The organism is Micromonospora sp. NPDC048887 (assembly GCF_040649715.1).
Taxonomy (GTDB): Bacteria; Actinomycetota; Actinomycetes; order Mycobacteriales; family Micromonosporaceae; genus Micromonospora.
Map to the genome: position 1 here is coordinate 17,518 of NZ_JBEZGA010000011.1, position 24,744 is coordinate 42,261.

The 24,744-nt window shown below is 74.9% G+C and carries 23 protein-coding genes and 1 pseudogene; 10 read left to right on the plus strand and 14 right to left on the minus strand.

Translation table 11 applies throughout. The annotated features are described in order from the left end of the window. Window positions 1-21 precede the first annotated feature (21 nt). Window positions 22-582, minus strand: coding sequence for an NADH-quinone oxidoreductase subunit B family protein (locus AB0C17_RS18080; RefSeq protein ID WP_357383481.1), 561 nt, complete (start codon window positions 580-582; stop codon window positions 22-24). 135 nt (window positions 583-717) lie between these two features. On the opposite strand from AB0C17_RS18080, the gene AB0C17_RS18085 reads away from it, so the two are divergent. The 3 genes from AB0C17_RS18085 (at window position 718) to AB0C17_RS18095 (ending at window position 3,497) form a co-directional block, all read left to right on the plus strand. After that, on the plus strand, window positions 718-1,275 hold the full coding sequence (locus tag AB0C17_RS18085) for a SigE family RNA polymerase sigma factor (protein ID WP_357383479.1): 558 nt from the start codon (window positions 718-720) through the stop codon (window positions 1,273-1,275). Further along, window positions 1,268-2,455: a hypothetical protein gene (locus tag AB0C17_RS18090; RefSeq protein ID WP_357474146.1), complete on the plus strand. Its 1,188-nt coding sequence runs from the start codon at window positions 1,268-1,270 to the stop codon at window positions 2,453-2,455. The genes AB0C17_RS18085 and AB0C17_RS18090 overlap by 8 nt, the downstream gene beginning before the upstream one ends. 100 nt (window positions 2,456-2,555) lie before the next feature. After that, window positions 2,556-3,497 carry a hypothetical protein gene (locus AB0C17_RS18095; RefSeq protein ID WP_357383475.1) on the plus strand — a complete coding sequence of 314 codons (942 nt, stop codon included), beginning with the start codon at window positions 2,556-2,558 and terminating at the stop codon, window positions 3,495-3,497. A 48-nt stretch (window positions 3,498-3,545) separates the two neighbouring features. Here AB0C17_RS18095 and AB0C17_RS18100 read toward each other — a convergent pair whose 3' ends face one another. From AB0C17_RS18100 to AB0C17_RS18110, 3 genes are read right to left on the minus strand one after another with little or no spacing between them, the layout of a single operon-like run. Continuing rightward, window positions 3,546-5,024, minus strand: coding sequence for an aminotransferase class V-fold PLP-dependent enzyme (locus AB0C17_RS18100; protein ID WP_357383473.1), 1,479 nt, complete (start codon window positions 5,022-5,024; stop codon window positions 3,546-3,548). A 32-nt stretch (window positions 5,025-5,056) separates the two neighbouring features. Beyond that, entirely contained in the window at window positions 5,057-6,424 is a 1,368-nt protein-coding gene (locus AB0C17_RS18105; RefSeq protein WP_357383471.1) for an MFS transporter, read from the minus strand. A gap of 32 nt (window positions 6,425-6,456) precedes the next feature. Beyond that, the gene (locus tag AB0C17_RS18110; protein ID WP_260039899.1) at window positions 6,457-6,771 is read right to left on the minus strand and encodes an MGMT family protein; all 315 of its coding nucleotides are present in this window, start codon (window positions 6,769-6,771) and stop codon (window positions 6,457-6,459) included. A gap of 13 nt (window positions 6,772-6,784) precedes the next feature. On the opposite strand from AB0C17_RS18110, the gene proB reads away from it, so the two are divergent. Then, on the plus strand, window positions 6,785-7,942 hold the full coding sequence (gene proB / locus AB0C17_RS18115) for a glutamate 5-kinase (protein ID WP_357383468.1): 1,158 nt from the start codon (window positions 6,785-6,787) through the stop codon (window positions 7,940-7,942). Window positions 7,943-8,016: 74 nt separating this feature from the next. After that, window positions 8,017-9,258 carry a glutamate-5-semialdehyde dehydrogenase gene (locus tag AB0C17_RS18120; protein WP_357479486.1) on the plus strand — a complete coding sequence of 414 codons (1,242 nt, stop codon included), beginning with the start codon at window positions 8,017-8,019 and terminating at the stop codon, window positions 9,256-9,258. Between the two features lie 445 nt (window positions 9,259-9,703). Here the strand turns inward: AB0C17_RS18120 and AB0C17_RS18125 are convergent. The 6 genes and pseudogenes from AB0C17_RS18125 to AB0C17_RS18150 all read right to left on the minus strand — a co-directional run. After that, a pseudogene (locus AB0C17_RS18125) lies at window positions 9,704-10,534 on the minus strand (hypothetical protein); the annotation flags it as partial. A 156-nt stretch (window positions 10,535-10,690) separates the two neighbouring features. Next, window positions 10,691-11,938, minus strand: coding sequence for an adenylyltransferase/sulfurtransferase MoeZ (gene moeZ / locus AB0C17_RS18130; RefSeq protein WP_357470009.1), 1,248 nt, complete (start codon window positions 11,936-11,938; stop codon window positions 10,691-10,693). A gap of 41 nt (window positions 11,939-11,979) precedes the next feature. Further along, window positions 11,980-12,804, minus strand: coding sequence for a DUF3152 domain-containing protein (locus tag AB0C17_RS18135; RefSeq protein ID WP_357479489.1), 825 nt, complete (start codon window positions 12,802-12,804; stop codon window positions 11,980-11,982). 78 nt (window positions 12,805-12,882) lie between these two features. Next, on the minus strand, window positions 12,883-13,719 hold the full coding sequence (locus AB0C17_RS18140; protein ID WP_357383460.1) for a DUF3152 domain-containing protein: 837 nt from the start codon (window positions 13,717-13,719) through the stop codon (window positions 12,883-12,885). Window positions 13,720-13,724: 5 nt separating this feature from the next. Then, window positions 13,725-14,723 (minus strand): alpha/beta hydrolase, encoded by a 999-nt coding sequence (locus AB0C17_RS18145; RefSeq protein WP_357479491.1) that lies wholly within the window; start codon window positions 14,721-14,723, stop codon window positions 13,725-13,727. A gap of 62 nt (window positions 14,724-14,785) precedes the next feature. Then, window positions 14,786-17,665: a hypothetical protein gene (locus AB0C17_RS18150; protein WP_357479493.1), complete on the minus strand. Its 2,880-nt coding sequence runs from the start codon at window positions 17,663-17,665 to the stop codon at window positions 14,786-14,788. A 149-nt stretch (window positions 17,666-17,814) separates the two neighbouring features. Here AB0C17_RS18150 and AB0C17_RS18155 point away from each other — a divergent pair, with 149 nt between their 5' ends. Together AB0C17_RS18155 and AB0C17_RS18160 are read left to right on the plus strand one after the other, a co-directional pair. Then, on the plus strand, window positions 17,815-18,453 hold the full coding sequence (locus tag AB0C17_RS18155) for a TetR/AcrR family transcriptional regulator (protein WP_357383454.1): 639 nt from the start codon (window positions 17,815-17,817) through the stop codon (window positions 18,451-18,453). 65 nt (window positions 18,454-18,518) lie between these two features. Continuing rightward, window positions 18,519-18,746 carry a DUF3107 domain-containing protein gene (locus AB0C17_RS18160; protein ID WP_013288692.1) on the plus strand — a complete coding sequence of 76 codons (228 nt, stop codon included), beginning with the start codon at window positions 18,519-18,521 and terminating at the stop codon, window positions 18,744-18,746. 45 nt (window positions 18,747-18,791) lie between these two features. On the opposite strand, the gene AB0C17_RS18165 is transcribed toward AB0C17_RS18160, so the two are convergent. Beyond that, on the minus strand, window positions 18,792-18,938 hold the full coding sequence (locus AB0C17_RS18165) for a hypothetical protein (RefSeq protein ID WP_357383452.1): 147 nt from the start codon (window positions 18,936-18,938) through the stop codon (window positions 18,792-18,794). Between the two features lie 351 nt (window positions 18,939-19,289). Here AB0C17_RS18165 and AB0C17_RS18170 point away from each other — a divergent pair, with 351 nt between their 5' ends. After that, window positions 19,290-20,960 (plus strand): DEAD/DEAH box helicase, encoded by a 1,671-nt coding sequence (locus tag AB0C17_RS18170; protein ID WP_357479496.1) that lies wholly within the window; start codon window positions 19,290-19,292, stop codon window positions 20,958-20,960. A gap of 173 nt (window positions 20,961-21,133) precedes the next feature. Then, window positions 21,134-22,282, plus strand: a complete 1,149-nt coding sequence (locus tag AB0C17_RS18175) for an SAM-dependent methyltransferase (RefSeq protein WP_357383448.1) — start codon at window positions 21,134-21,136, stop codon at window positions 22,280-22,282. A gap of 8 nt (window positions 22,283-22,290) precedes the next feature. On the opposite strand, the gene AB0C17_RS18180 is transcribed toward AB0C17_RS18175, so the two are convergent. Beyond that, window positions 22,291-22,722: a hypothetical protein gene (locus tag AB0C17_RS18180; RefSeq protein ID WP_357383446.1), complete on the minus strand. Its 432-nt coding sequence runs from the start codon at window positions 22,720-22,722 to the stop codon at window positions 22,291-22,293. Between the two features lie 192 nt (window positions 22,723-22,914). Between AB0C17_RS18180 and AB0C17_RS18185 the strand changes: the two genes are divergently transcribed. After that, window positions 22,915-23,334 (plus strand): helix-turn-helix transcriptional regulator, encoded by a 420-nt coding sequence (locus AB0C17_RS18185; protein WP_026268433.1) that lies wholly within the window; start codon window positions 22,915-22,917, stop codon window positions 23,332-23,334. Window positions 23,335-23,358: 24 nt separating this feature from the next. On the opposite strand, the gene AB0C17_RS18190 is transcribed toward AB0C17_RS18185, so the two are convergent. Both AB0C17_RS18190 and AB0C17_RS18195 read right to left on the minus strand, forming a co-directional pair. Then, window positions 23,359-24,381 carry a hypothetical protein gene (locus AB0C17_RS18190; protein ID WP_357383443.1) on the minus strand — a complete coding sequence of 341 codons (1,023 nt, stop codon included), beginning with the start codon at window positions 24,379-24,381 and terminating at the stop codon, window positions 23,359-23,361. Next, window positions 24,374-24,604 (minus strand): heavy-metal-associated domain-containing protein, encoded by a 231-nt coding sequence (locus tag AB0C17_RS18195; RefSeq protein WP_302905479.1) that lies wholly within the window; start codon window positions 24,602-24,604, stop codon window positions 24,374-24,376. Before AB0C17_RS18195 ends, AB0C17_RS18190 begins: the two co-directional genes overlap by 8 nt. Between the last annotated feature and the right edge of the window lie 140 nt (window positions 24,605-24,744).

Sequence of the window (24,744 nt, forward strand, 5' to 3'; positions counted from 1 at the left end):
CCCGCGCCGCCACCCGGCGGTTCAGCCGGCCGGCGGGCGTACCGGGGGTGCGGTCAGCGACTCGACCGGCCGCGCCACCGCGTCCGCCGGGGAGGTGAGCGCGTCGGGGCGGGCCACGCCGCCGATGCCGGACTGCTCGGCGGCGATCTTCTCCTGAAGGCGGAGGATGCCGTGCAGCAGCGCCTCCGGGCGCGGCGGGCAGCCGGGCACGTACACGTCGACCGGGATGAGCTGGTCGACGCCCTTCGTCACCGAGTAGGAGTCCCAGTACGGGCCGCCGCAGTTGGAGCAGGCGCCGAACGAGATCACGTACTTCGGCTCGGGCATCTGGTCGTAGAGCCGCTTGACCGCCGGGGCCATCTTGTCGGTGACGGTGCCGCTGACCACCATGAGGTCGGCCTGCCGGGGCCCGTGGGCGAACGGGATCACGCCGAGCCGCATGAAGTCGTGCCGGCCCATGCTGGTCGCGATGAACTCGATGGCGCAGCAGGCAAGGCCGAAGTTGAAGACCCAGAGCGAGTAGCGGCGGCCCCAGTTCAGCACGAACCGGATCGGCTCGCCGAGCACGGCCGGCACCTGCATCTCTGGCCTCCGTTCCGCTGTCCCCGAACCGACAGTCAACCACAGCGCCGGACCGGCAACTTCCGCAACCGGTACGGGCGTCAGGGCGTGTGACCGACGTGACCGCGTCGGCGGTACGCACACGGGGAGGACCAGGTGACGGTGACGAGGGAGCCGATGCTCGACGAGCCACCCGAGGGGACAGCGAGGCGCGTCGAGAGGCGCGAGGCGGTCGACTTCGACGGGCTCTACCACGCACACTTCCGGTCCCTGACGCTTCAGCTCACCGCCTACTGCGGTGACCTGTCCCAGGCGCAGGACATGGTGCAGGAGGCGTTCTGCCGGGCGTTCGCCCGCTGGTCCCGGGTGTCCCGCTACGACGATCCGGTGGCCTGGGTCCGCCGGGTGGCCTGGAACCTGGCCACCAGCCGCTGGCGGCGGCTGCGGACGGCCCAGGCGTGGCTGCACCGCCAGCGGGAGGAGTACGTGCCGGGGCCGGGGCCGGATCGGGTCGCGCTGACCGCCGCGCTGGCCGAACTGCCGCCGCATCAGCGCCGCGCCGTGGTGCTGCACTACCTGGCCGATCTCAGCGTCGCGCAGATCGCGGCGCAGGAGGACGTGCCGGAGGGCACCGTCAAGTCCTGGCTGTACCGGGGGCGGGCCGCGCTGGCGGCGAAGCTCACCACCACGAGCGAGGTGAACCACAGTGACTGAGCCCGACGACATCCTGATCGGCGGCGAGTTCGCCGAGTTCCGCACGGCGTACACGCCTGTGGTGCACCCGGCCGGGACTGCCGCGGTCCGGCGCACGGTCCGGCACCGCCGCCGGCGGACAGCGGTGGTCACCGCGGCGGCCGTGGTGCTCGCCGTGGTGATCCCGGTGGGCGCGAACGCCGCCCTGAACCGGAGGCCCGGACCGCCCCCGGTGCCCGCGCAGACAGTCACCCCGACTCCGTCCGAGAGCACGTCGCCGCCACCGTCGACACCGCCGAGCACCACCGCCCCGACGCGGAGCGCGCCGGACGGACGGATCAGCCGGGCCCAGCTCCTGGCGGCCCGGATCGACCTCGTGTCGTGGGCTGGCGCACCGAAGACGTGCGTCAGCGACAACGTCCGGCTCCGGTCCGGGCCGCAGGACGACTCGGTCCCGACGCTGCTGGCCGGACCGGAGTACGGCGACCTCGACGACGACGGCGCCACCGAGACGGTCGTCCTCGTCGCCTGCCGCATCGGCGAGGCGTCGGCCAAGCAGGTGCTCGCCCTCGACCGGGACCGGGACGGCCGGATCGTCACCATGGGCCGGGTCGTCGGCACCCGTGAGGGCATGGGTGACATCACCGATTTCTCGGTGCGGGACGGCGGGGAGGTCCGGGCGCACGTCGCCGACATCCAGCCCTGTTGCAGCACGCCGGAGTGGGCGCCGCAACGGCAGTGGCGGACGTACTCCTGGAGCGGCGAGCGGTTCCGGCAGGTCGCCGGACCCACCGGGTTCGGCACCGACCCCCGCCTGACCGACCTCGTGCTGACCGCCCGGGACGTGGTGGCCGGGCCGCCGGACAAGGCGGGGATCCGCAAGGTCACCGTCACCGTGACGGTGGAGAACCGGGGGCCGGTGGACGTACCCCGGCTCGGCTTCTCCGGCTGGTACGACCTCGTCCGGCCGAACGGTTCCGACCTGGACCGGTGCCGGGGCGTGCGGTCGGACGGGTCCGACGCCTGCGTGCTGGACCCGCTGCCGGCCGGTGAGCGCAGGAGCTACACCTTCACGTTCGGCCATCCGGTGCCCGCCAGCGGCCCGCCGACGCTGCGGGTCGTCCACTACGACTCGCAGGAGCGGTACTGGAGCGACCTGAACTGGAAGAACAACGAGGTCGAGCTGACCTCAGTCGGCTGACCGACAGATCGCAACCGACCGTCGGATCCCGACGTGTCACAGGCATCGGACGGGCGGAGATGCCGCCGTCCGGCAACGGGGAATCACGGGAGGAACAGCAATGACCACACGTACGGCACGGACCGCCACCGCACTGCTCGGTGGGGCCGCCGCACTGATCGCCCTGGCCGCGCCGGCCACCGCCGCGCCGAGCGCCGCCACCGGCCGCGTCGGCGTCACGGCGCAGCGGCTCGTCCTCGACCCGACCGACAGGGGGTACGTCGGGACGCTCACCGCGACGGTGACCAACCGGCGGTCGACCGCGACGTCGGTGAGCCTGGTCGTCACCGAGCCGGCGGGGGCGTCGTTCACCTCCATCGAGCCCGGCGGTGGTTGCCTCTACAACCGCCTGGTGGAGAACCGGCTGGTGATCACCTGCGGCGGCGACCAGATCGAGGCGGGCAAGAGCCTCACCTTCCGGCTCGGGTTCCACGTCTGGACCACCGCCCGCAGCTACCCGATGGTGGCGAACGGCGGGCGGATCGAGGTCGTCCCGGACGGTGCCGCCGCGGCTTCCGACGCCACCGGCTTCACCACCCTCTTCCGCTCCACCGGCGGCAGCCTGCGGAAGCCGCGCCCGTACGTGCAGGCCGTCGACACCGACCTCGGCATCCGGGGCAGCGCGGTGACGCTGGCCCCGCAGCCGGACGGCACCCTGCTCGGCCGGATGCCGGTCACCGTGCGCTACGGCAACGACGCGCCGACCTTCGCTCTCAACGTCGAGGCCGCCCTGCCCGCGGGCGTGGAGGTGCACCACATCGAGCCGCAGGACTCGCCGAGCTTCCCGTACTGGTTCTCCGTGCCGGGCGGCCGGTTCATGCCGGGCGAGGAGCGCACCTTCGACGTCTTCCTCTGGGCACCCGTCGGCACGGCCACGGGTGAGCTGGGCACCGGCCGCCTCACCGTGACCGGGAGCTACTTCTGGGGGGCCGACGACCCGCAGGACGTGGACCCGTCTGACAACACCACGTCGTTCACGGTGACCGGGGCCGCCGCGAGCTGACAGTCGCCCGCCCGGCCGGCGCCCACGCGCCGGCCGGGCGTCGCCGTGTCACCAGGCCGGGCGCTGGAGCAACCCGACGAACTCGGCGAGCAGCCGTTCCCGCAGCCGCGCCGGGGCGGCGTCGAGCAGCGTGTTGACCACCGCCATCCGGTCCGGCACACCGGCGCCGCCGGCCAGGCCGAGCCCGCCGGCCAGCCCGGCCACCATGTCCGGGGTGAGCGCCTCCGGCGTGAGGCTGCCTGCGAGCGCCAGCAGTTCCGGCGGCAGCACGACCGGCCCGGCGGCGCGGGCCGCCGCGACCGCCTCGGCCAGCGCCGGGCCGAACTCGGCCACCCGGGGCGCCACCGCCGCGGTGACAGTGAGGTGGACACTTGCCGGCAGATCGGCGTACGTGAGCTGGGGCTGGGTGTGCCAGCCACGCGCGGTCAGCTCGTCGACCAGCACGAACAGGTCGAGCCCCGGATCGTCGCTGGTGAAGCAGACCACTGTGGTCTCCGGCTCGGCCATCAGCCGCAGGCCGCCGGTGGCCCGGACCGCGTCGGCGAGCCCGGCGACCGCGTCCCGGGTCGCGGCGGCCAGCCGCAGGTAGCCGTCCTCGCCGAGGTGGCGCAACGTGGCGTACGCGGCGGCGATCGGCCCACCGGACCGGGTGGAGGCGATCACCGGGTTGACCATCGTGTATCCGGGCCAGTCCGCGTACGCGAAGAACTGCGCCGCGCGCAGCGCCGGATCGCGGTGCAGCAGCACCGAGACGCCCTTGGGCGCGTACGCGTACTTGTGCAGGTCCACCGAGATCGAGGTGACCCCCGGCACGGCGAAGTCGAACGGCGGCACCGGCGCGCCGAGCCGGCGCAGCCAGGGCAGTGCCCAGCCGCCGAAGCAGGCGTCGACGTGGCAGCGCACCCCGGCGGCCCGCGCGACGGCGGCGATCTCGGCGACCGGGTCGACGACCCCGTGCGCGTACGACGGCGCGGACGCCACCACGAGCACGGTCTCCGGACGGATCGCGGCGGCCATCGCTGCCACGTCCGGCCGCAACGTCACCGGGTCGACGGGCACGGTGTCCAGCGCGACCCGCAGGTAGTGCGCCGCCTTGGCGAACGCGGCGTGCGCGCCGGCCGGTGCCACGATCCGCTGCTCGGCCAGGTCGGGACGGGCGTCTCGGGCCGCCTTGACGGCGAGCAGCAGCGACTCGGTGCCGCCGCTGGTGACGCTGCCGACCACGTCCGGCGCGTCGGTGCCGGGGCCGCCGCCGAGCAGCCGGGCGGCGGCGCCGACCAGCGCGTTCTCCATCGCCAGCAGCGACGGGAACGCCGTCGGGTCGAGGCCGTTGACGTGCGCGCTCTGCGCGTACGCGGCCTGCGCCAGCTCGTCCAGCCCGGCCACGCCGGGGTCGTAGACGTACGCGAACAGCCGCCCGCCGTGCGTCGGCCGGTCGGCGGCGCGCAGCGCGCGGATCTCGCCTAGTACGTCCGTCGCGGGCATCCCCCGCGCGGGCAGAGCGCTCACACCTACCGTGTCGGTCATCGGGTGGTTCCTCTCGTGGGACGGGCCGGCGCTCACGCCCGCGCGGCCGGCGCGGCGTCGTCGACCACGGGTGCGGCGGTGGCCAGCTGCGCCGGGGTCAGTGTGTAGCCGCGCAGCAGCACCAGCGGGATCGCCACGAGCAGGGCGGGCAGCACGGTGAAGCCGAGCAGCACACCCAGCCGTGCCGAGTCGGACTGGACGGCGGCGGTGCCGGTGGACGAGGAGACGTAGCCGGAGAGCTGGAGCACCAGCCCGTAGATGCCCGGCCCCAGCGCCAGCCCGAACGTCTCCCCGGCGGTCCACAGCCCGGTGAACACCCCGGCCTGCCGCCGCCCGGTGCGCGCGGTGTCGTACGCGATGCAGTCCGGCAGCATGGCCAGCGCGAACACCTGCTGGCCCGCGTACCCGACGCCGATCACCGCGACCACCGCGTAGGCCGCGGCGGCGGGCAGAGCGGGCGCGGCGACCAGGGCCAGCGCTCCCGCCGCGAAGATCAGCGACGCGGCGACCAGCGACGTCCGCTTGCCCAGCCGCGCGCCCGCCCGCGACCACAGCGGCATGACCAGCAGCGCGGGCGCGACGAAGCAGGCGAACAGCAGCGTCGGGCCGCTGTCCGGCTCGCGCAGCACCTGGTCGGCGAAGTACTTCACCCCGGCCAGCACGGTTGCCACCCCGGCGGACTGGATCACGAAGCAGATCAGCAGCACCCGGAACGGCCGGTTGCCGGTGGCGACAGCGAGCTGCGCGCGCAGGCTCGGCTCGCTCTCCCCCACCGTCCCGGTCGGCGCCGACCGGGTGCCGAGGAAGACGCCGATCGTGCCGGCGACGATCAGCGCGGCGACGAACAGGCCCATCCACCGGTGGCCCGGCACGCCGTCGCCGCCCGCGCTCACCACCGCCGGGGCCACCGCGCCGGAGACCAGGATGGCCAGCGCCAGCACCGCGATCCGCCAGGTCATCAGCCGGGTACGCTCCGCCGGGTCGGCGGTCAGCTCGGCCGGCATGGCCACGTACGGCACCTGGAAGAACGCGAACGCGGTGGCGGTGGCCAGGAACGCCAGGGCCACGTACGCGGCGGCGGCCGGACCGTCGGCGAACGGCGCGGCGAAGATCGAGGCGAACAGCACCGCTAGCGCGAGCCCGCCACCGAGCAGGTACGGCCGGCGCGCGCCCCAGCGGGAGCGGGTCCGGTCGGAGATCCGCCCGGCGACCGGGTTGACCAGCACGTCCCACGCCTTCGGCAGCAGCACCAGCAGGGCGGCCAGTCCGGCGGCGACGCCGAGCGTGTCGGTGAGGTACGGCAGCAGGAGCAGCCCGGGCACGGTGCCGAACGCGCCGGTGACCAGGGAACCCAGTGCGTACCCGAGGTGCACCCGGCGGGGCAGGCCCGAAGCTGTCATGGCGCCGAATGCTACTCACGTTATGGCCCGCGTCACATCCCCTCGTCCGGCGACCAGGACGCCGCCGCCAGGTCCACCCGGTCCCCGCGCAGCGGGCACCCCTCGGCGAGCAGCCGTTCCCGCGCCTTGCGCTCGTGACCCGGCGGCAGCCGGCCGGCCGAGTTCACCACCCGGTGCCACGGCACGCCGCCACCGTGCCGCGCCATGATCGAGCCGACCAGCCGTGGCGACGCCCGCCCCGAGCGGTCGGCCAGCGCGTCGGCCACCGCCCCGTACGACATCACCCGCCCCGGCGGAATCCGCTCGACAAGCGCCAGCACCGCCTCGACGTACTCGTCAGGTGTCACGAGCTGCCACGATATGGGAACGCGCCGCGGCGCGGCAGACCGCAGCGCGCAGAATGGTCGGGTGCGCGAAGCAGTCACCTCGGCCCGGCGGATCGTGGTCAAGATCGGTTCGTCCTCGCTGACCACCGCGACGGGCGGCCTCGACGACGCCCGGGTCGACGCGCTCGTCGACACGCTCGGCGGGCTCGCCGCCGCCGGACGCGAGGTGGTGCTGGTCTCCTCCGGCGCGATCGCCGCCGGGCTCGCCCCGCTGCGGCTGCCCCGGCGCCCGCGCGACCTGGCCACCCAGCAGGCCGCCGCCAGCGTCGGCCAGGGCCTGCTCATCGGCCGGTACGCCGCCGCGTTCGCCCGGCACGGCCGCACCGTCGGGCAGGTGCTGCTCACCGTGGACGACGTGACCCGGCGGGCGCACTACCGCAACGCGTACCGGACGCTGCGCAAGCTCCTCGACCTGCACGCCGTGCCGATCGTCAACGAGAACGACACGGTGGCCACCGAGGAGATCCGGTTCGGCGACAACGACCGCCTGGCCGCGCTCGTCGCCGCGCTCGTGGACGCCGACCTGCTGGTGCTGCTCTCCGACGTCGACGCGCTCTGGACCGGCGACCCGGCCCGCCCGGGCAGCACCCGCATCACCGAGGTACACGGCGAGGGCGACCTGGCGGGCGTGGACGTCGGCGGGGCCGGCCGCGCCGGGGTGGGCACCGGCGGCATGGTGACGAAGGTCGAGGCGGCCCGCATCGCGACCGGCTTCGGCATCCCGGTGGTGCTGACCGCCGCGCCGCTGGCCGCGCCGGCGCTCGCCGGGGAGCCGGTCGGCACGTACTTCCACCCGAGCAGCCGCCGCCCCGCCGCCCGTCTGTTCTGGCTGGCGCACGCCACCGCCCCCCGGGGCCGGCTGCACCTCGACCCGGGCGCGGTGCAGGCGGTGGTCGGCCGCCGCAAGTCGCTGCTGCCCGCCGGCATCACCGCCGTCGACGGCGCGTTCACCGCCGGTGACCCGGTGGACCTGGTCGACACCGCCGGGGCGCCGGTGGCCCGGGGCCTGGTCAACTACGACGCGGTGGAGCTTCCCGGCCTGCTCGGCCGGTCCACCTCCGAACTCGCCGCGGCGCTCGGCCCGGCGTACGAACGTGAGGTCGTCCACCGCGACGACCTGGTCCTGCTGTAAGCAAGGGGCCCTTCTTAACAGACGTCTGTTAAGAAGGGGCCCCTCCTTGAACCCCGTCCGAAGGAGTACGCACGATGAGCGTCGTCGAGCAGGCCCGGCGAGCCCGGGACGCGGCGGAAGCCCTGGCCACGGCCACCCGTACCGTCAAGGACGCCGCGCTGCACGCGATGGCCGACGCGCTCGTGGCGCGTACCCCGGAGATCCTGACCGCGAACGCGGCGGACCTGGCGGCCGGGCGCGACGCCGGGCTGTCCGCGGCCGTGCTGGACCGGCTCGCGCTCGACGAGGGCCGGGTCGCCGCCATCGCCGACGCGCTGCGCCAGATGGCCGCGCTGCCCGACCCGGTGGGCGAGGTGGTACGCGGCTCGACGCTGCCCAACGGCCTGGAGCTGCGCCAGATCCGGGTGCCGTTCGGGGTGGTCGGCATCGTCTACGAGGGCCGGCCCAACGTGACTGTCGACGCGGCCGGGATCTGCCTGAAGTCCGGCAACGCGGCGCTGCTGCGCGGCTCCTCGTCGGCCGCGCACTCCAACGCGGCGCTGGTCGCGGTGCTGCGTGACGCGGTCGCCGGCGCCGGGCTGCCGGCGGACGCGGTGCAGCTGCTCGACTCCAGCACCCGTGAGTCGGTCAAGGAGCTGATGCGCGCCCGGGGCCTGGTCGACGTGCTGATCCCGCGCGGCGGCGCGTCGCTGATCCGCGCCGTGGTCGAGGAGTCGACGGTGCCGGTAATCGAGACCGGCGTGGGCAACTGCCACGTGTACGTGGACGCCGCCGCCGACCTCGGCAAGGCCCTGGCGGTCACGCTGAACGCCAAGACGCAGCGCCTGTCCACCTGCAACACGGCCGAGTCGCTGCTGGTGCACCGCGACGTCGCGGACGCGTTCCTGCCGGCCGTGCTGGCCGCGTTCGCCGAGGCCGGGGTGACCGTGCACGGCACGCCCGAGGTCGCAGCCCACTCCGACGCAGTGGTCGCGGCCACCGAGGAGGACTTCGGCACCGAGTACCTCTCCGCCGACATCTCGGTCGCCGTCGTCGACTCGCTCGACGCCGCGGTCGCGCACATCCGCCGGTACGGCACCGGCCACACCGAGGCGATCGTCACCGACTCGCAGCGGGCGGCCCGGGGGTTCGTGGCCAGGGTGGACGCCGCAGCGGTCATGGTCAACGCGTCCACCCGCTTCACCGACGGCGGCGAGTTCGGCTTCGGCGCGGAGATCGGCATCTCCACGCAGAAGCTGCACGCGCGCGGCCCGATGGGCCTGCCGGAGCTGACCAGCACCAAGTACGTGGTCACCGGGGACGGTCACGTGCGCTGACCGGTCCGGCCGGCTATGTGAGCTGGAGTGGGTCCCCGTCCGCCGAGGTGGCCGGGGCACCCGGTGTCGTGGGCGGCACGACGAGCGGGGGCATCCCCGGGGACACCGGCGCCGACGACGAGCCGTCCTCCACCGCCAGGTCGGGCAGGACCGTCCAGGCCGACCACGGCGCGGGCCCGGCGTCCGGACCGGGCGACGGATCAGGGCCGGGACCGAGGGACCACTCGGGGCCGGATCCCGGCGGCGCGTGCGGCGGCGGCGATTCGCCGGGTGGCGGCGGGACGGCAGGAGGCGGTGGGGCGGCGGGCGGTGGAGGCGCGGCGGAGGGTGGTGGCGCGGCCACGGCCGGCCGGCGCGGAATCGGCACGGCGGGTGGCGGGGGCAGCTCGGCGGTCTGCGGCACCACGAACGGCGCTCCGGACACCGGGGCCTCCGGCGTGTGCGGGCGGCACGCGCGGATCGCCCGCAGCGTGGTGTGCACGTCGAACTGGTGGCCGTCGTCGCTGTCCCAGCCGCCGTCGCTGCGCTGGGTCTCGGCGAGCCGCCGGCGCGCGGAGACCAGCAGCCACTGCTCCTCGCCCACGTCGACCCGGCGCAGTGTGGCGGCCAGCCAGGCCACGTCGGCCGGGGACATCCGGGGGATCCGGTCGGCCAGCACCGCCTGGATGCGCGCCGACTCGTAGTACATCCGCTGGCGGTGCAGCACCGCGGCGGCGAGCCAGCCGGCGGGCAGGAAGGACGGCCAGCTTCCGTCCGGCGCGAGCTGCGCGGCCAGCGCCTGCGCCGCCGCCTGCACCACACCGGCGTACGCGCCGCCGACCCGGTGGTCGAGTGGCCCGGCGGCGCGGGCGTCCAGCCCGGCCACGGTCAGCCAGAACCCCGCGTTCGCGGTCTGGTAGAGCCGGGCCTCGGGATCGCCGGGCGTGGCCCACTCGGGGGCGAGCCCGGCCAGCGAGGGGTCCTCGTCCCAGCCGCCGTCGGGCAGTTGCCGGGCGGCCAGCCAGTCCAACGCGTGCCGGGCGGCCGGGCGGCCCAGCGCGCCGAGGTCGTCCAGCTCGGCCAGGCGGTAGCAGGTCGCGTCGATCGAGGCGACCTCGCCGTCGAGGACGGCGGGCCAGCCGCCGCCGGGCGCCTGCCCGGTCTCGGCGGCGTCGAGCACGCCGGGCGGCACCGGAGCGCCGGTGCGCAGCCGGGAGAGACGGGCGCGGTCCACCGCGTCACCGTGAGCGACGACGAATCCGATCGCCGCGTCCAAGTCCACCACGGCACCGACGGTACTGGCGCGGCCGAAGTTACGCCTCGGTAGCTCGGTCAGGACCGCCCCGGCCCACCGGTCGCCGTGGGGGTTGCGTGACCCGCGTATGCCCACGCCAAGGGCCCCGGAGAACACGACGGGCCCGCCCGGCGCACCGGGCGGGCCCATCGACGCGACTCAGTACGCGGGCAGCGACGGGTCGACCTGCTTGACCCAGGAGAGCACGCCGCCCTGGAGGTGCACCGCGTCGGCGAAGCCGGCCGCCTTCAGCGCGGCCAGTGCCTCGGCGGAGCGGACGCCGGACTTGCAGTGCAGCACGATCTGCCGGTCCTGCGGGAACTTCGCCAGCGCCTCGCCGGAGAGGATCTCGCCCTTGGGGATGAGCGTCGCGCCGGGGATCCGGACGATCTCGTACTCGGCGGGCTCGCGCACGTCGACCAGGAAGATGTCCTTGCCGGAGTCCTGCCAGTCCTTCAGCTCCAGCGCGGTGATGGTCGAGTCGACCACCGCCTCCTGCGCCTCGTCGGAGACCGCGCCGCAGAAGTCCTCGTAGTCCTCCATCAGGTCGGTGAGGGTCGGGTTCTCGCCGCAGAGCACGCAGTTCGGGTCCTTGCGAACCTTGATCTTGCGGTAGCTCATCTCCAGGGCGTCGTAGACCATCAGCCGGCCGACGAGCGGCTCACCGATGCCCGCGAGCAGCTTGATCGCCTCGTTGACCTGGATCGACCCGATCGACGCGCAGAGCACGCCGAGCACGCCGCCCTCGGCGCAGGAGGGGACCATGCCGGGCGGCGGGGGCTCCGGGTAGAGGCAGCGGTAGCAGGGACCGTGCTCGGCCCAGAACACCGACGCCTGGCCGTCGAAGCGGTAGATCGAACCCCAGACGTACGGCTTGCCGAGCAGCACGGCCGCGTCGTTGACCATGTAGCGGGTGGCGAAGTTGTCGGTGCCGTCGACGATCAGGTCGTACCGGGAGAAGATGTCCCGGACGTTCTCCCGGTCCAGCGCGGTGTTGTGGATCTCCACGTTGACCAGCGGGTTGATCTCGCGGATCGACGCCGCGGCGGACTCGGCCTTGGACCGGCCCACGTCGGAGACGCCGTGGATGACCTGGCGCTGGAGGTTCGACTCGTCGACGGTGTCGAAGTCGATGATGCCGAGCGTGCCGACACCGGCCGCGGCCAGGTAGAGCAGGGCCGGCGAGCCGAGGCCACCGGCGCCCACACAGAGCACCCGGGCGTTCTTCAGCCGCTTCTGCCCCTCGACCCCGACGTCCGGGATGATCAGGTGGCGTGAGTAGCGGCGGATCTCGTCTACGGTCAGCTCGGCGGCGGGTTCGACGAGCGGGGGCAACGACACGGTGGACTCCCCGGGATCGGCGGTGTGACCGCGCCATTGTTGCTCGCCGGGACGGGGATCGGCCATGATGAGGGACACTGCGCCCGAACTGCGGGACCGGGAATAACTCAGACGCCGTCGGTGGGCTCGCCGGAGTAGCGGATCCCGCCGACGTACGGCCAGGCGTTCGGCACGCAGCCGTCCAGCCCGTACGTCTGCTGCTGCATGACCGGCGCGGGCGCCCCCGGCGCGGGGCAGGCCTCGTGCAGCTCGCCGAACTCGTGCCCGACCTCGTGGTTGATCACGTACGTGCGGTAGACCTCGATCGGGGCGCCGTAGTCGGGCACCGCCGTCATCCAGCGGGCCAGATTGAGCACGACCCGGCCGGGCAGCCGGCAGGAGGTGTACCGGTCGGTGCGCAGGCCGCCCTCGGCACACATCCGCTCCGAGGTGACCGGGGTGGCGAGGTAGACGGTGAAGTCGGCCGCCGCCGCCTCGGGCACCCGCTGCACCCGCAGCTCCCCGGAGGCGATCCAGCTCCGCGGGTCGCCCAGCACCGCGTCCACTGTCGCGGCGAAGCCGTCGGCGTCCTGCCCCGTACCCTGCTCCACCTCGACCCGGTAGCGGCGCAGCGGGCCGTCGTGTCCGCGTACCGGAGATCGGCCCTGGGCCACCGCGAACGTGCCGGGGCCGGCGGTGGGGTAGCCGGTCGGCGCCGGGGCCGGGAGGTCCGGCTCGGCGCCGCGCGCCAACGACGGTTCGGCGGCGAGCGGCAGCTGCGTGCGCCCGGCCGGAGGGGCGCTCAGCCGGGCGATGCCCAACGCGCCGCTGACGGCCGCGAGCAGCATCGCCAGCAGCAGCACCGAGCGGCGACGGCGACGGCGCATCCGGCGCAGGGTGGGACGCTCGGGCGGCGGCGCGGCAGGTCTGTCGTAGGGGTACGACGAGGTCATGACCTCAGCGTGCCATGCAATTCGGGCATTTAGCTGCTTTTGCCGCCTATGCCGCGAATGTTCCTCACGATCGGACGATCACAGGCTCGGCCCGGTGTACCGCTTCCCGGCCACGTAGGGCCACGGATTCGGCCGGCAACCCTTGAGGAACAGCGTCTGCTGCTGCATCACCGGTGCCACCCGGCCCGCGCCGGGGCACCCCTCGTGCCGGTGCCCCAGCTGGTGACCCACCTCGTGGTTGACCACGTAGAGCCGGTAGGTGTCCAGCGGCATCCCGGCGGCGACCAGGTGCGGCGCCGAGGTCCGCCACCGGTCCAGGTTGATCACCACCCTGCCCGGCACCCGGCACGACGTGTACGGCACCCCGCCCACCCGGATGTCGATCCCGCCCGCCCCGCACAGCCGCCGGGCCGTCTCCCGGGTCGCCAGGTAGATCGTGAAGTCGTGCCCGCTGTCCGGGCCGACCCGCTGCAACCGCAGCCTGCCACCGGCCCAGCCACCCGGACCGGCAAGCGCCCGCTGCACCGCCTCGCCGAAGTCGCGGACCTCCTCGCCGGAGCCGTTCTCCGCAGCCACCCGGTAACGGTGCAGCGGCCCCGAGCGGCCGAGCACGCCGCTGGTCCGGTCGTCGTACGCGAAGCTGCCCCGCCCCTTCGCCGGCCCCGGGCCGGACAGCGTCAGCACCGGCGCGGCCGGGGAACTGGGCACCACCGAGGGCGACGGCGGGACGCTCGGCGTCGACGGCGCCACAGTCGGGACCGGAGGCTGGGCGACGAACCCGTCGGTGCCCCGGGTGCCCGCACCCGCCGACGGCAGTTGCACGGCCACGCCGACGCCGACCGCGGCGGCGGTGACGAAGGCGCAGACCACGAGCGCGGAACGCCAGTGCGGGAAGGAGGAACGGGAGCGGGGCATCCGGCTCAGCCTGCCATGTCACGCCCCGTTCCGCTCTCCCCCGTGCCGGTGACGCGCGACGGCGTCGCCTCGGCGAGCAACCCCAGCACCGCCCGCGCCACGGTCCGGGGCACCTCCAGCTGCGCCACGTGCCCGACGCCGTCGAGCATCAGCAGCCGGCTGTCCGGGATCACCCGGGCCGCCTGCGGCGCCACCCGCACGTCGACCAGCCGGTCCTGCCGCCCGCCCACCACCAGCGTGGGCGCCCGCACCGCCGCCGCCTGCCGCCAGAGCGCGCCCTCACCCGGCAGGTACGACCGCAGGAAGCTACCGACCAGGCCCCGGAACGTGCGCACGTACGCGGCAGCGTAGTGGGCCGCCTCGTACCGGACCCGGATCTCGTCGATCGCCTCCTGCCGGCGCTGCTCGCTGATCCGGGTCAGGTCGGCCACGCACGCCTCCATCACCTGCTGCGCCGTCACCTCCGGGCTGAACTGGGCCAGCCGCCAGGCGGCCAGTCGTTCGCCCCGGGGGATCGCCAGCAACGGCAGCATCCGCCCCTGCAACGAGCGCCGGAAGTCCAGGAACGGCAGGGCGGGCGAGATCAGGGTGAGCGTGCGGACCAGATCCGGGCGCAGCGCCGCCACCCGGACCGAGATCGCGCCGCCCAGCGAGTTGCCGAACAGGTGCACCGGCCCCCTGTCGCTGTGCTCGATCCAGCTGATCACCCGCTCGGCGAAGGACGGGATGGTGTAGCGCGGCCCGGGCTCGCTGCGCCCGAACCCGGGCAGGTCGATCGCCTGGCCGTCCAGCCGGTCCGCGAGCAGGCCGGCCAGGTCGGTCCAGTTCTGCGCCGACCCGCCGAGCCCGTGCACGTACAGGGCGGGCTCCGCGCCGGGCCCGGTGGCCGGGGTGTCGCGGACGTGCACGAGAGTGCCGTCGAGGCGTACGTGCCGGCCGGGCCAGGGCGGCGGGACGTGGTGTGCGGGAAGGCTCTGCTCCGGCCACAGTGCGGCGCGCTTCATGTCTCCAGTCTTCCCCGCCCGCGGCGTACCGCACACCGCACTGTCGTACCGCACACCGGCGCTCAGGACAGCAGCGCCTCCAGCCGCCGGTTCACCGCCGCGAGCGTGGCCCGCACGACCGCCTGCCGGGGATCCCCGGCCACCAGCGCCGAGCCGGCCAGCTGTTCCACCCAGCCGTCGCAGACCAGCAGCACCACGACAGTCGCCACCTCGCAGTTGCCGAACGGCACCACGGCGGCGTGCTCCACGAAGCAGCGGCCCCGCTCACCGGCCGGGACGCTCCCACCGAGCAGTTCGTCCACCGCGGCGGCGGCGGCCACCGCGCAGAGCCGCAGCACGTACCCGTCGACAGCCGGCCCGGTCGCGTGGCCCTCGGCCGTCCGGTCGCCCGCGACCAGGCGCACCTCGGTGGTGGCGTCCAGGCCGAACGTGCTCACCAGGACGTGCTCGATCACCACCCGGGGGCCCGGCAGGCCGCCGGTGTCCAGCGGCCGCGACGGCGCGGTCTCCGTCGTGGTCATCTGACCACCGGAGTACGACGTACCGAGCGTGACCGGGCTGCCGGTGGACATGCCGGTCGGCGCGGCGGCGAGCGACGTCTCGTCCACCGTGGCCCGGCCCCGGTGGGTGGCCTGACGGCGGCGGCGCGGCGGCTCGTCCCCGTCGGCCGACGCCTCGGCCGGACGCACGAGCCGGTCCGCGCCGAACCGCGCGTCGCCGGAGCGGTTCGCGGCCGGACGGACCACGCCGGTACGCGCCGGCGTCTCGTCGCCGCCCGGCTCGTCACCGTTGGGAGCCTGGGCACGGGGCTCGGGCTGCGCGGCACGGGCCTCGCCCGGCGTGGCCTGCGCCCCGGGAGCCCGGGTCTCGCCCGCGCGCGTCTCACCGGAGCGGTCCAGCCGGGCCGACCGGCGGCGCAACTGGGCCGGTGGCGGCACGGCCGGCGCACCGGGCAGGTTCTGCGGGGCGGCGGCCAGGCCCATCCGTTCCTGGAGCAGCCGGGCCACCAGGCGGCTCACCTCGGCCGGGTCCGCGCCGTCGGACAGGTCCAGCCGGAGGCTGTGCGCGCCGGCCGGGGTACGGCGCAGCGCGGCGTCGCGTACGCCCGCCACCTCCCGGACCGCGTCGAGGATCGCGTTGACGTCGAAGCCCTCCGGCCGCTCCCGCAGTGGCGCGGGTTCGTCGTCACGGCGCAGGTGGGTGGCGATGCGGGCGAGTTCGGGGGTCTCGGCGGACGGTTCCACTGCCGGTGGCTCCGGCACGACTGGCACGTCCGGTTCCGAGGGGACGCGCTGCGGCAGCACGGGGGACGGTTCCTCCGGTCGGGGCTCGGCGACCGCGTCGGCGGCCGGCACCGGTTCCGGTGCGGACCGGCGGGCCGCGTAGGGAGGGGCGCTCGTCGGGTGGGGCGCGGGGGTCTGGTCGGGGCGCGGCGTGCCGCTCGTGGCGGGAACGCCGGAGACCTGCGGGGCGGTGGCCGCCGGTTCGGCGGCGGGCGCCGGGGCGTATCCACCGGCGGGCGCGGGCGGCGCACCGGTTACCGGCGGCGCACCGGGCGCGGGCGGGACACTCGCCGGCCCGGGACCGGGGGGCGTGATCAGCGGCGGGACCGGCACCGGCGGCGCGGCCCACGAGGGTCGCTCGTAGCCGCGCGGCGGCTCGGCGTCGCCCCGCGGCAGCCGGAACGGCCGGGTCGCCTCGACTGTCGGCTCCGGCCCGGCCGGCGGCTCGTACCCGCGCGCCGGCTCGGGCCCGGCACCCGGCTCGTACTGCCGGGGCCCCTCGGACTCGGCGGACTGCTGGTACGACCGCGCCGCCTCGGGACCGGCGGACTGCTGGTACGACCGCGCCGCCTCGGACGCGGGGACCGGCTCGGCGCGCGGCGGCTCGTATCCCCGTACCGGCTCGGGCCGGGGTGGCTCGTAGGCGGCGGGCGGCTCGACGCGGGCCGGCTCGTACGGCCGCACCGGCTCGGGCGCCCACTCGGCCGCGCGGTCGTCGCGGACGGTGCGGTGGGCGGCGCTGTCGTCCGCCCACTCCCGCCGCTCGGCGGCGGGCTCCTCGGTGCGGCGGGCCGGTGGCTCCTCGGACCGGTCAGCCGGCGGCTCGTCGGTGCGGGCCCACGGCGGAGCCCAGCCGTCACCCCAGCTCGGGCGGTTCCAGGACGGCCCCGACCAGTCCGGTTCGGCGGCCCGCGGGTCGTCCGGCATCTGAGGATCGGCGGCGGCCCGCGGCTCGGCGGCGGCCGCCCGGCTCTCGGGCGGGTGGACCTCGCCCGGTGCGTGCTCCGGCCGGCTCGCCGCCGGCGCCGGAGTGACCGGCCGGTCGGCCCAGCCCCGGGACAGTGACGGGGTGGATTCGGTGTTCGGCGCGTGGAAACCCGGCGGCACCTCGAAACCGGAGGCGGCGGCACCGACCGGCGGGACCTGGAGGGCCGGGGGCGCGGAGGCCGGCCCGCTGTCGGCCCAGCGCGGCGCCCGGGTGGCCGGGTCGTCGGCGGCGTGCCGGGAGCCGGTGACGTCGCCCGGGTCGGTCTGCTGTTCGATCGTGGGCGCCGGGCGCGGGGCCGGGACGGCCAGCCGTTCGCCGTCGGCGGGCCGGGGCGGCTCGTCCGCGGGCGGGGCACTGACCGGCGCCTGGCGGGTCACTGGCGACTCCTCACCGGCGTGGTGCACGCCGTTGACGTGGCGGCCGTTGGCGCGGGCCGGTTCCGGCGCGGAGTGGCCGGGCAGCGGGGCCGGCAGGTCGCCGTGCCGGGGCGAGGAGGCGGCCCAGCCGCCGAGGTCGCCGTAGGGCCAGCCGCCGGGCGCCGGAGCGCCGCGGGACCAGCCGTTCGGCGGGGGCGCCCAACCGCCGCCGGCACGGGCCGGGTCGTCCTGCTGGCCCGTCCCGTCGCCGTGCTCTCCCGGGGTGGCGGCTCCGGGTTGCCCTGTTTCACTCACCGCGCGCTCCTTGGTCGCCCCCGCTGAGGCTACCGTGTGGTGACAGTGGCGATAAGTTACAGCGGCGGGCCAATTCCGCGACGGGTTCACGAACCCGGACCGGTTCGGGTGATACGTGCCGGCTCGTACGCAGATACTCGGAGGATCCGATGACCGCAGTGGGGAACGGTGCACAGACCGCCGGTCGGCCCACCCGCCTGCCCCGCTCGGCGCGACGTAAGCAGCTGCTCGCCGCCGCCCAGGAGGTGTTCGTCGCGCAGGGCTACCACGCCGCCGCGATGGACGACATCGCCGAGCGGGCCGGTGTCTCCAAGCCGGTGCTCTACCAGCACTTCCCCGGGAAGATGGAGCTCTACCTCGCGCTGCTGGACACGCACTGCGACGCGATAGTCGCAAACGTGCAGGCGGCGATGAGCGGCACCAACGACAACAAGGAGCGGGTCGGCGCGGCGGTGCGCGCGTACTTCGACTTCGTCGACCACGAGAGCGAGGCGTTCCGGCTGGTCTTCGAGTCGGACCTGCGCAACGACCCGGCGGTGCGGCAGCGGGTGGAGCGGGTCGAGCAGGGCTGCATCGCGGCCATCACCGACACGATCATCTCGGACACCGGAGTCAGCCGCTCACGCGCCGAACTGCTCGCCTCGGGCCTGGTCGGTGCCGCCGAGACGGCCGCCCAGTTCTGGCTGGCCGGCGGCCGGCAGGTGCCCAAGGCGGAGGCCGAGGCGCTGGTCGCAGCCCTGTCCTGGCGCGGCATCGCCAGCTTCCCGCTGCAAGGTGAGTCAGCCTGAACATCGGGCCGCCGGATCGGATAGCCTTCCCACGGTGGCTTTTTCGCCCCAGTTGAGGAGGCACAGTGGAGGTCAAGATCGGCGTGCAGTACGCGCCGCGGGAGCTGGTCCTGGAAAGCGCGCAGTCGCCGGCCGAGATCGAGCAGATCGTGACCGACGCCTTCGCCAAGAGTGAGGGCACCCTCTCCCTGACCGACGAGAAGGGCCGGCGCGTGATCGTGCCGGTCGGCAAGGTCGCCTACGTCGAGATCGCCGAGGCCTCGCCTCGCGCGGTCGGGTTCACCGTTCGCTGATTCCCGCGGCACCGGCCGCCGTGGCGGGCCTCCCGCCACGGCGGCTCAGTTGTTCGACCACACCGCTGTCGTCCGCGCGGCGTGCGCCCCGGTCAACCGGCGCAGCAGCCCCGGCGCATCGAGTGCGCCCCGGTGGGCGGCGGGCATCCGCCCCGCCTGGGAGAGCGCCTCACCGAGCAGCCGTCGGGCCACATCGACAGCCTGCCGACAGCCCGGGATCAGCCTCGATCGCGGCCGCGCCCCTCTCGCTGAGCGCGGCGCGGCGCAGGCCGTGCGCGTCGTATCTGTGACTCAAGTCACAACAGCGCGCCCCGCGCGCAGGGCCACCACCTGGGAATCGGGACGACCCAGTGACCGTTCAGGTAGGATGAGACAGTTGCCGTGGGCACCGATTCGGTCACTTTGCTGATCAACGCCGGTCCCCGACGCGCGTGCGGCCCGGTCCGGCTCGGCGAACTCGCCCCTGACCGCGTGGCCCGCGCCACACCGATCGCGCCCTGAGGACCTGAGGGGCGCACCACGAGAGGGCACCCCCAAATCCATATGAGCGAGCAGATTTCCGGCCAGCCACTGGCCCCCACCGCTCCGGTCCCCCCGGAGGCACCCACGTTCGCCGCGCTCGGCGCGCGGCAGGAGACAGTCGAGGCGCTGGCCGCCGCCGGCATCACCCGCGCCTTCGCCATCCAGGAGTACGCGCTGCCGATCGCGCTGCGCGGCGTCGACCTGATCGGTCAGGCGCCGACCGGCACCGGCAAGACGCTCGGCTTCGGCATCCCGCTGCTGGAGCGCGTGTTCGCCCCGTCCGAGGGCAGCGACGGCGTCCCGCAGGCGCTGGTCGTCGTACCCACCCGCGAGCTGGGCATCCAGGTCGCCAAGGACCTCGACGCCGCCGGCCGCACCCGGGGCGTCCGGGTGCTGCCGATCTACGGCGGCGTGGCGTACGAGCCGCAGATCGAGGCGCTCCGCAAGGGCGTCGAGATCCTGGTCGGCACCCCGGGCCGCCTGCTGGACCTGCAGAAGCAGAAGCACCTGCGCCTCGACCGGGTCCGCGCGCTCGTCCTCGACGAGGCCGACCGCATGCTCGACCTGGGCTTCCTGGACGACGTCGAGAAGATCCTGGCGATGCTGCCGGAAGACCGGCAGACCATGCTCTTCTCGGCCACCATGCCGGACCCGATCGTCGCGCTGTCCCGGCGCTTCCTGCGCCGCCCGGTGACCATCCACGCCGGGCACACCGCCGAGACCGGCCCGTCGCCGCAGACCAAGCAGCTCGCGTACCGCACGCACTCGCTGAACAAGGTCGAGATCGTGGCGCGCATCCTCCAGGCCGAGGGCCGCGGGCTGACCATGATCTTCACCCGTACCAAGCGGGCTGCCGACCGGGTCGCCGAGGATCTCGACTTCCGTGGCTTCGCCGTCGCCGCCGTGCACGGTGACCTCGGGCAGGGCGCGCGTGAGCGGGCGCTGCGGGCGTTCCGGGCCGGCAAGATCGACACCCTGGTCGCGACCGACGTCGCGGCCCGGGGCATCGACGTCACCGGCGTCACCCACGTGATCAACTACGACTGCCCCGAGGACCAGGACACCTACACCCACCGCATCGGCCGTACCGGCCGGGCCGGGGCCACCGGTGTCGCTGTGACGTTCGTCGACTGGGACGACATGCCCCGCTGGCGGATCGTCGACAAGACGCTCGGGCTGGACATGCCCGAGCCGCCGGAGACGTACCACACCTCCGCGCACCTCTACACCGACCTGGGCATCCCGACGGGGATCAGCGGCACCCTGCCGACCGCCGAGCGCACCCGCGCCGGCCTGTCCGCCGAGGTCGAGGAGGACCTGGGCGGCGGTGGCCGGGCGCGCCGGGGCGCGCGGCGCGGCGACAGCCGGGGCCGCGAGCGCGGCGAGGGGCAGGGCCGTGACCGCGGTCGTGGCCGGCGTGACGAGGGCGGTTCGTCCGCCGGGTCGTCCGCACCGCAGGCCGACGCCGGGGACGACGAGACCTCGCGTACGCCGCGTCGGCGCCGTCGCCGCCGGGCCGGCGAGACGGTGGCCGGTGAGCCGACCGCGGTGATCGGCACCGAGGGCGCGGCCGAGACCGCCGCTGCCGCACCGCAGCCCGCGGAGGGCGAGGCGGCGAGCAAGCCGCGTCGCCGCCGTCGCCGCCGCGGCGGCAGCACCGGCGTGCCCGCCGAGGCGACGAACGCCGACTGACCGACACCCACGGAAACGGCCTCCCGGACCCCGGTCCCGGAGGCCGTCCCCGTCCCGCCCCCACACTGCGACGATCATGAAGTTGACGGTGCGGCACGCCGTGCGCGCCGCCGCCAACGTCATGGTCGGCGGAGCGTCGGCGGGCAGGGCGGAAGCACGAGAGGTAGGTAGGGATGGCTGAGGCCTTGGACTCGGCGCTGGCTGAGGTGCGGGCGCTGCTGCTCGCGCCGGGGCTGACCCGCGCGGTCGCCGCCGGGCGCCGTCGTGGGCAGCGTCCCTCGGTGGTACGCGCGGAACTGCGGCCGGTCACGCTGAAGGCCGGCCCCCGGTTGCAGATCGCCGTCTCCGACGGCTCACGACCGCACACCCGCAACGTGGCACCTGGCACGGAGGCCGGCGCGGCGGTCGACGAACTGCTCGCCGAGCCGTTCGGCAACTGGCACGTCGAGACCGCCGACGCCACGCTCCAGCTCCGGGTCACCAAGTCCGGCGAGGCGCAGGTGCACCGCGCGGCGGCCAGCCGTCCGGCCGTCGAGCCGGGCGGGCACGACCGGGCCAAGGAGTGGCTGCTCGACCCGGGTGATCCCCTGTTCCGCGAGATCGGCGGCTCGGCGGCCAAGCGCCGCCAGGTCGACGCGTTCCTGCGTGCGCTCGCGGCCACGCTGCCCGACGACCTCACCGGCCCGCTGCGGGTGGTGGACCTGGGCTGCGGCAACGCGTACCTGACCTTCGCCGCCTACCGCTATCTGGTCGGGCGCGGCCTGGACGTGACCCTGGTCGGGGTGGACGTCCGCGAGGACCAGCGCCGCCGCAACACCGAGCTGGCCGAGCGCCTGGGCTGGTCCGACCGGGTCGGTTTCGTGGCCGGCACCATCGCCGAGGCGCCGGTCGACCCGGCGCCCGATCTGGTGCTGGCGCTGCACGCCTGCGACACCGCCACCGACGAGGCGCTGGCCCGGGCGGTGCGCTGGGAGGCCCGCTGGGTGCTCGCCGCGCCCTGCTGCCACCACGACCTGGCCGCGCAGTTGCGGGCCGGGCCGGCGCCCGCGCCGTACGAGCTGCTGACCCGGCAGGGCATCCTGCGGGAACGGTTCGCCGACGTGCTCACCGACGCGGTACGCGCCGCGCTGCTGCGCCTGCACGGCTACCGCGCCGAGGTGGTGGAGTTCGTCGACTCCCAGCACACGCCGCGCAACCTGCTGATCCGGGCGCGGCGGACGGCCGGCGCCCCGACCGACGGGCAGCGGGCCGAATATCGCGAACTGGTCGACCAGTGGGGCGTCACGCCCCGGCTGGAGACGCTGCTGGCCGAGGCGCGCTGACCGGGGGCCTACCGTCCCAGGTCGCCCCGGTTGCGGTCACCCCGGTCGAGCACCGACACCCGCTCACCGGAGCCGCGGCTCGGGGCCTGCTCGGCGTCGTGGGAGACGCTCGGGAACGGCACCACCTTCCCGCGCTGCTCGCCGTTCCCGGCGGCGGCGAAGGCGTTCCACGAGATGTCGACGAGCAGTCGCTTCAGTTCGGCGTGCCGGACGGCGGCGTTGCGCTGCAACGCCATCCGAGCGCCGAGCACCACCGAGACCAGCGTGGTGCAGATCGCGCCGGTCGCGGCGATCAGGTGTACGCCCGTCGCGTCGCCGCCGCGTACCGCCAGCACCAGTAGCCAGAGCCAGAAGCCGAGCGCGAACACCGCGGCCTTGGCCACGAAGAAGAGACTCACCGCGCCAGGGCGATGCGGCACGGAACGGTCCGGCTCGGCCATGCTGCTCCTCCATTTCGGTTCCCAGGGTTCCCCATTTTCTTACCCGAAGCAGATTACCCGAACCACACTTCCGCATTGATCGGTCCTGCCAGCGGGCCCTCCGGGCCGATCAGTCGGTTACTTCTCCCGCCGGGCGTACTACGCTCGATGGGCGAGCCGGGCCACCGGAGGAAGGGGACAGATCCACCAGGGATGGGTTCCGCAGACGTTTCACCGCAGATGGCCTTCGCGCGCTTCGTACGCCGGGCCATCGATGCCGCACGCGAGGAACGCGGCTGGACGGTGACCGACCTCGCCACCCACACCGGCGTGGGCCGTTCCACTGTGTTCCGCTGGCTGGCCGGAGACTGGCAGGACTATCCCGAGCTCGCCAAGGTGCGCGGCTTCTGCGCCGCCCTCGACCTGCCCGTGGCGGCGGCGTTCCGCGCGCTCGGGCTGCCCGACGCCGGGCCGGTGCCCCGCCGCCGTGGTGCCGAGGACGGCCCGGTGGAGGCCGACGTGCGGGTGATCCTGGACCGGCTCGCCGACCCGAACGTGCCCGCCGAGGAGAAGCACCACATCCGCGATCTGCTCCGCTACCTGGCCCGCCGCCCGGTCCGCCGGGCCGGCTGACCGACCGGGGCAGCGGCCCTCGGCTCAGGCCACTGTCAGCGTGAACTCGGCGGTCCGCACCACACCGCCGACCTGAAAGTCCAGGAACATCCGGTAGCTCCCCGGCCCCGGCGCGGTCAGCCAGAACGTCACGTCGTCGCCGTCGCGCACCGGCTCCGGGTGTACGTGCAGGTAGCCGAGATCGCCCTCGCGCAACGCCACAAGGTGCCCGTACGCACCGAGGTACGGCTCCAGCGACGCCGCCGCGCCGTCGGCGCCGGTGACCCGGAACCGCAGCGGCACCGCCTTCCCCACCTCCGGCGTGCCGGTGTGGGCGACGGTGAACCCGTCGACGGTGGCCGACGTGGCGGCTGCGGGCAGCGGCCGGGGCTGGTACGCGCCGGCCGCGGTCAGGTCGGCGCCGAGCACCACGGCGACCTGGCGGCCGTCGTCGGCGACCGTGGTGAAGTCGGCGTACATCCGCCAGGGACCCGCCTCCGGCGACGTGATCGGCACCGACCAGGTGCCGTCGGCGGCCATCGTCGGGTGCAGGTGCCGGTAGCCGCTGAGGTCACGCCGGACCATGATCACGTGCATCGGCTTGTCGTGCACGACGGCGAACCGGGTGACCGCCCGGCGCTGGTCGTCGCGGATCTGGAAGCGCAGCTCACCGGCGCGGCCCGCGACCAGCTCGGTCGACGGCACGAGCGTGTAGCCGGCCGAGGTGATCGACAGCCCCGTCGCGCCGTCGCCGCCGCCCTGGGTGACTGTGGCGCCGTCGTGCGTGTGCGCGCCGGTCCCGGGCGCGTGGGCGTGCGCACCGCCGTCGCCGGTGGCGACTCCCCCGGCCGTCGCGCCCGCGGACCGCACCGCCTCGGCCGGCGCGTTCATCCGCCCGAGGCCGAAACCGAGCAGTACGGCGAGCACCAGGCCGCCCACCACCATGGCCAGCCGCAGCGTCTCCCGGTCCACCGCGTCGCCGGGCCCTGTCGCGGGAGCGCCGGAACCGGCCTCGGCGTCGTCGGGGACGACGCCGGTGCCGGACGTGACCGACAACGACTCAGGCACCGCCGCCGACCAGCTCGTAACCCGCCTCGTCCACCGCGGCACGCACGGACTCGACGGACAGCGGCGCCGCGCTGGTGACGGTGGCGGTGCCGCTCGTCAGATCGATCCGGACCTCGTCGACACCGGGCAGCGCGGACAGCTCCTCGGTCACCGCCTTGACGCAGTGTTCGCAGGTCATCCCGGTCACGGTGTACGTCTGGACGACGGGTCGCTGCTCGGTCATGACCCCACGGTACCGCCGCCCGGACGCGGGCCGGACGACGGTCCGCCGACGGTGGTGACGCTCGCATTCCGCCCGGTCCGGGAACTTTCCGCCGCGAGCCGCGAACCGGCCGCGAACCCGCCGCGCCGCGAACCCGCCGC

Bases quoted from the DNA above. Each gene is read 5' to 3' on its own strand.
- AB0C17_RS18095 (WP_357383475.1), top strand. From the start codon at position 2,556: ATGACCACACGTACGGCACGGACCGCCACCGCACTGCTCGGTGGGGCC.
- AB0C17_RS18105 (WP_357383471.1), bottom strand. From the start codon at position 6,424: ATGACAGCTTCGGGCCTGCCCCGCCGGGTGCACCTCGGGTACGCACTG.
- AB0C17_RS18195 (WP_302905479.1), bottom strand. From the start codon at position 24,604: ATGACCGAGCAGCGACCCGTCGTCCAGACGTACACCGTGACCGGGATG.
- AB0C17_RS18140 (WP_357383460.1), bottom strand. From the start codon at position 13,719: ATGCCCCGCTCCCGTTCCTCCTTCCCGCACTGGCGTTCCGCGCTCGTG.
- AB0C17_RS18145 (WP_357479491.1), bottom strand. From the start codon at position 14,723: ATGAAGCGCGCCGCACTGTGGCCGGAGCAGAGCCTTCCCGCACACCAC.
- proB (WP_357383468.1), top strand. From the start codon at position 6,785: ATGGGAACGCGCCGCGGCGCGGCAGACCGCAGCGCGCAGAATGGTCGG.
- AB0C17_RS18185 (WP_026268433.1), top strand. From the start codon at position 22,915: ATGGGTTCCGCAGACGTTTCACCGCAGATGGCCTTCGCGCGCTTCGTA.
- AB0C17_RS18100 (WP_357383473.1), bottom strand. From the start codon at position 5,024: ATGACCGACACGGTAGGTGTGAGCGCTCTGCCCGCGCGGGGGATGCCC.
- AB0C17_RS18080 (WP_357383481.1), bottom strand. From the start codon at position 582: ATGCAGGTGCCGGCCGTGCTCGGCGAGCCGATCCGGTTCGTGCTGAAC.
- AB0C17_RS18175 (WP_357383448.1), top strand. From the start codon at position 21,134: ATGGCTGAGGCCTTGGACTCGGCGCTGGCTGAGGTGCGGGCGCTGCTG.
- AB0C17_RS18170 (WP_357479496.1), top strand. From the start codon at position 19,290: ATGAGCGAGCAGATTTCCGGCCAGCCACTGGCCCCCACCGCTCCGGTC.
- AB0C17_RS18135 (WP_357479489.1), bottom strand. From the start codon at position 12,804: ATGACCTCGTCGTACCCCTACGACAGACCTGCCGCGCCGCCGCCCGAG.
- AB0C17_RS18155 (WP_357383454.1), top strand. From the start codon at position 17,815: ATGACCGCAGTGGGGAACGGTGCACAGACCGCCGGTCGGCCCACCCGC.
- AB0C17_RS18180 (WP_357383446.1), bottom strand. From the start codon at position 22,722: ATGGCCGAGCCGGACCGTTCCGTGCCGCATCGCCCTGGCGCGGTGAGT.
- moeZ (WP_357470009.1), bottom strand. From the start codon at position 11,938: ATGGCCGATCCCCGTCCCGGCGAGCAACAATGGCGCGGTCACACCGCC.
- AB0C17_RS18120 (WP_357479486.1), top strand. From the start codon at position 8,017: ATGAGCGTCGTCGAGCAGGCCCGGCGAGCCCGGGACGCGGCGGAAGCC.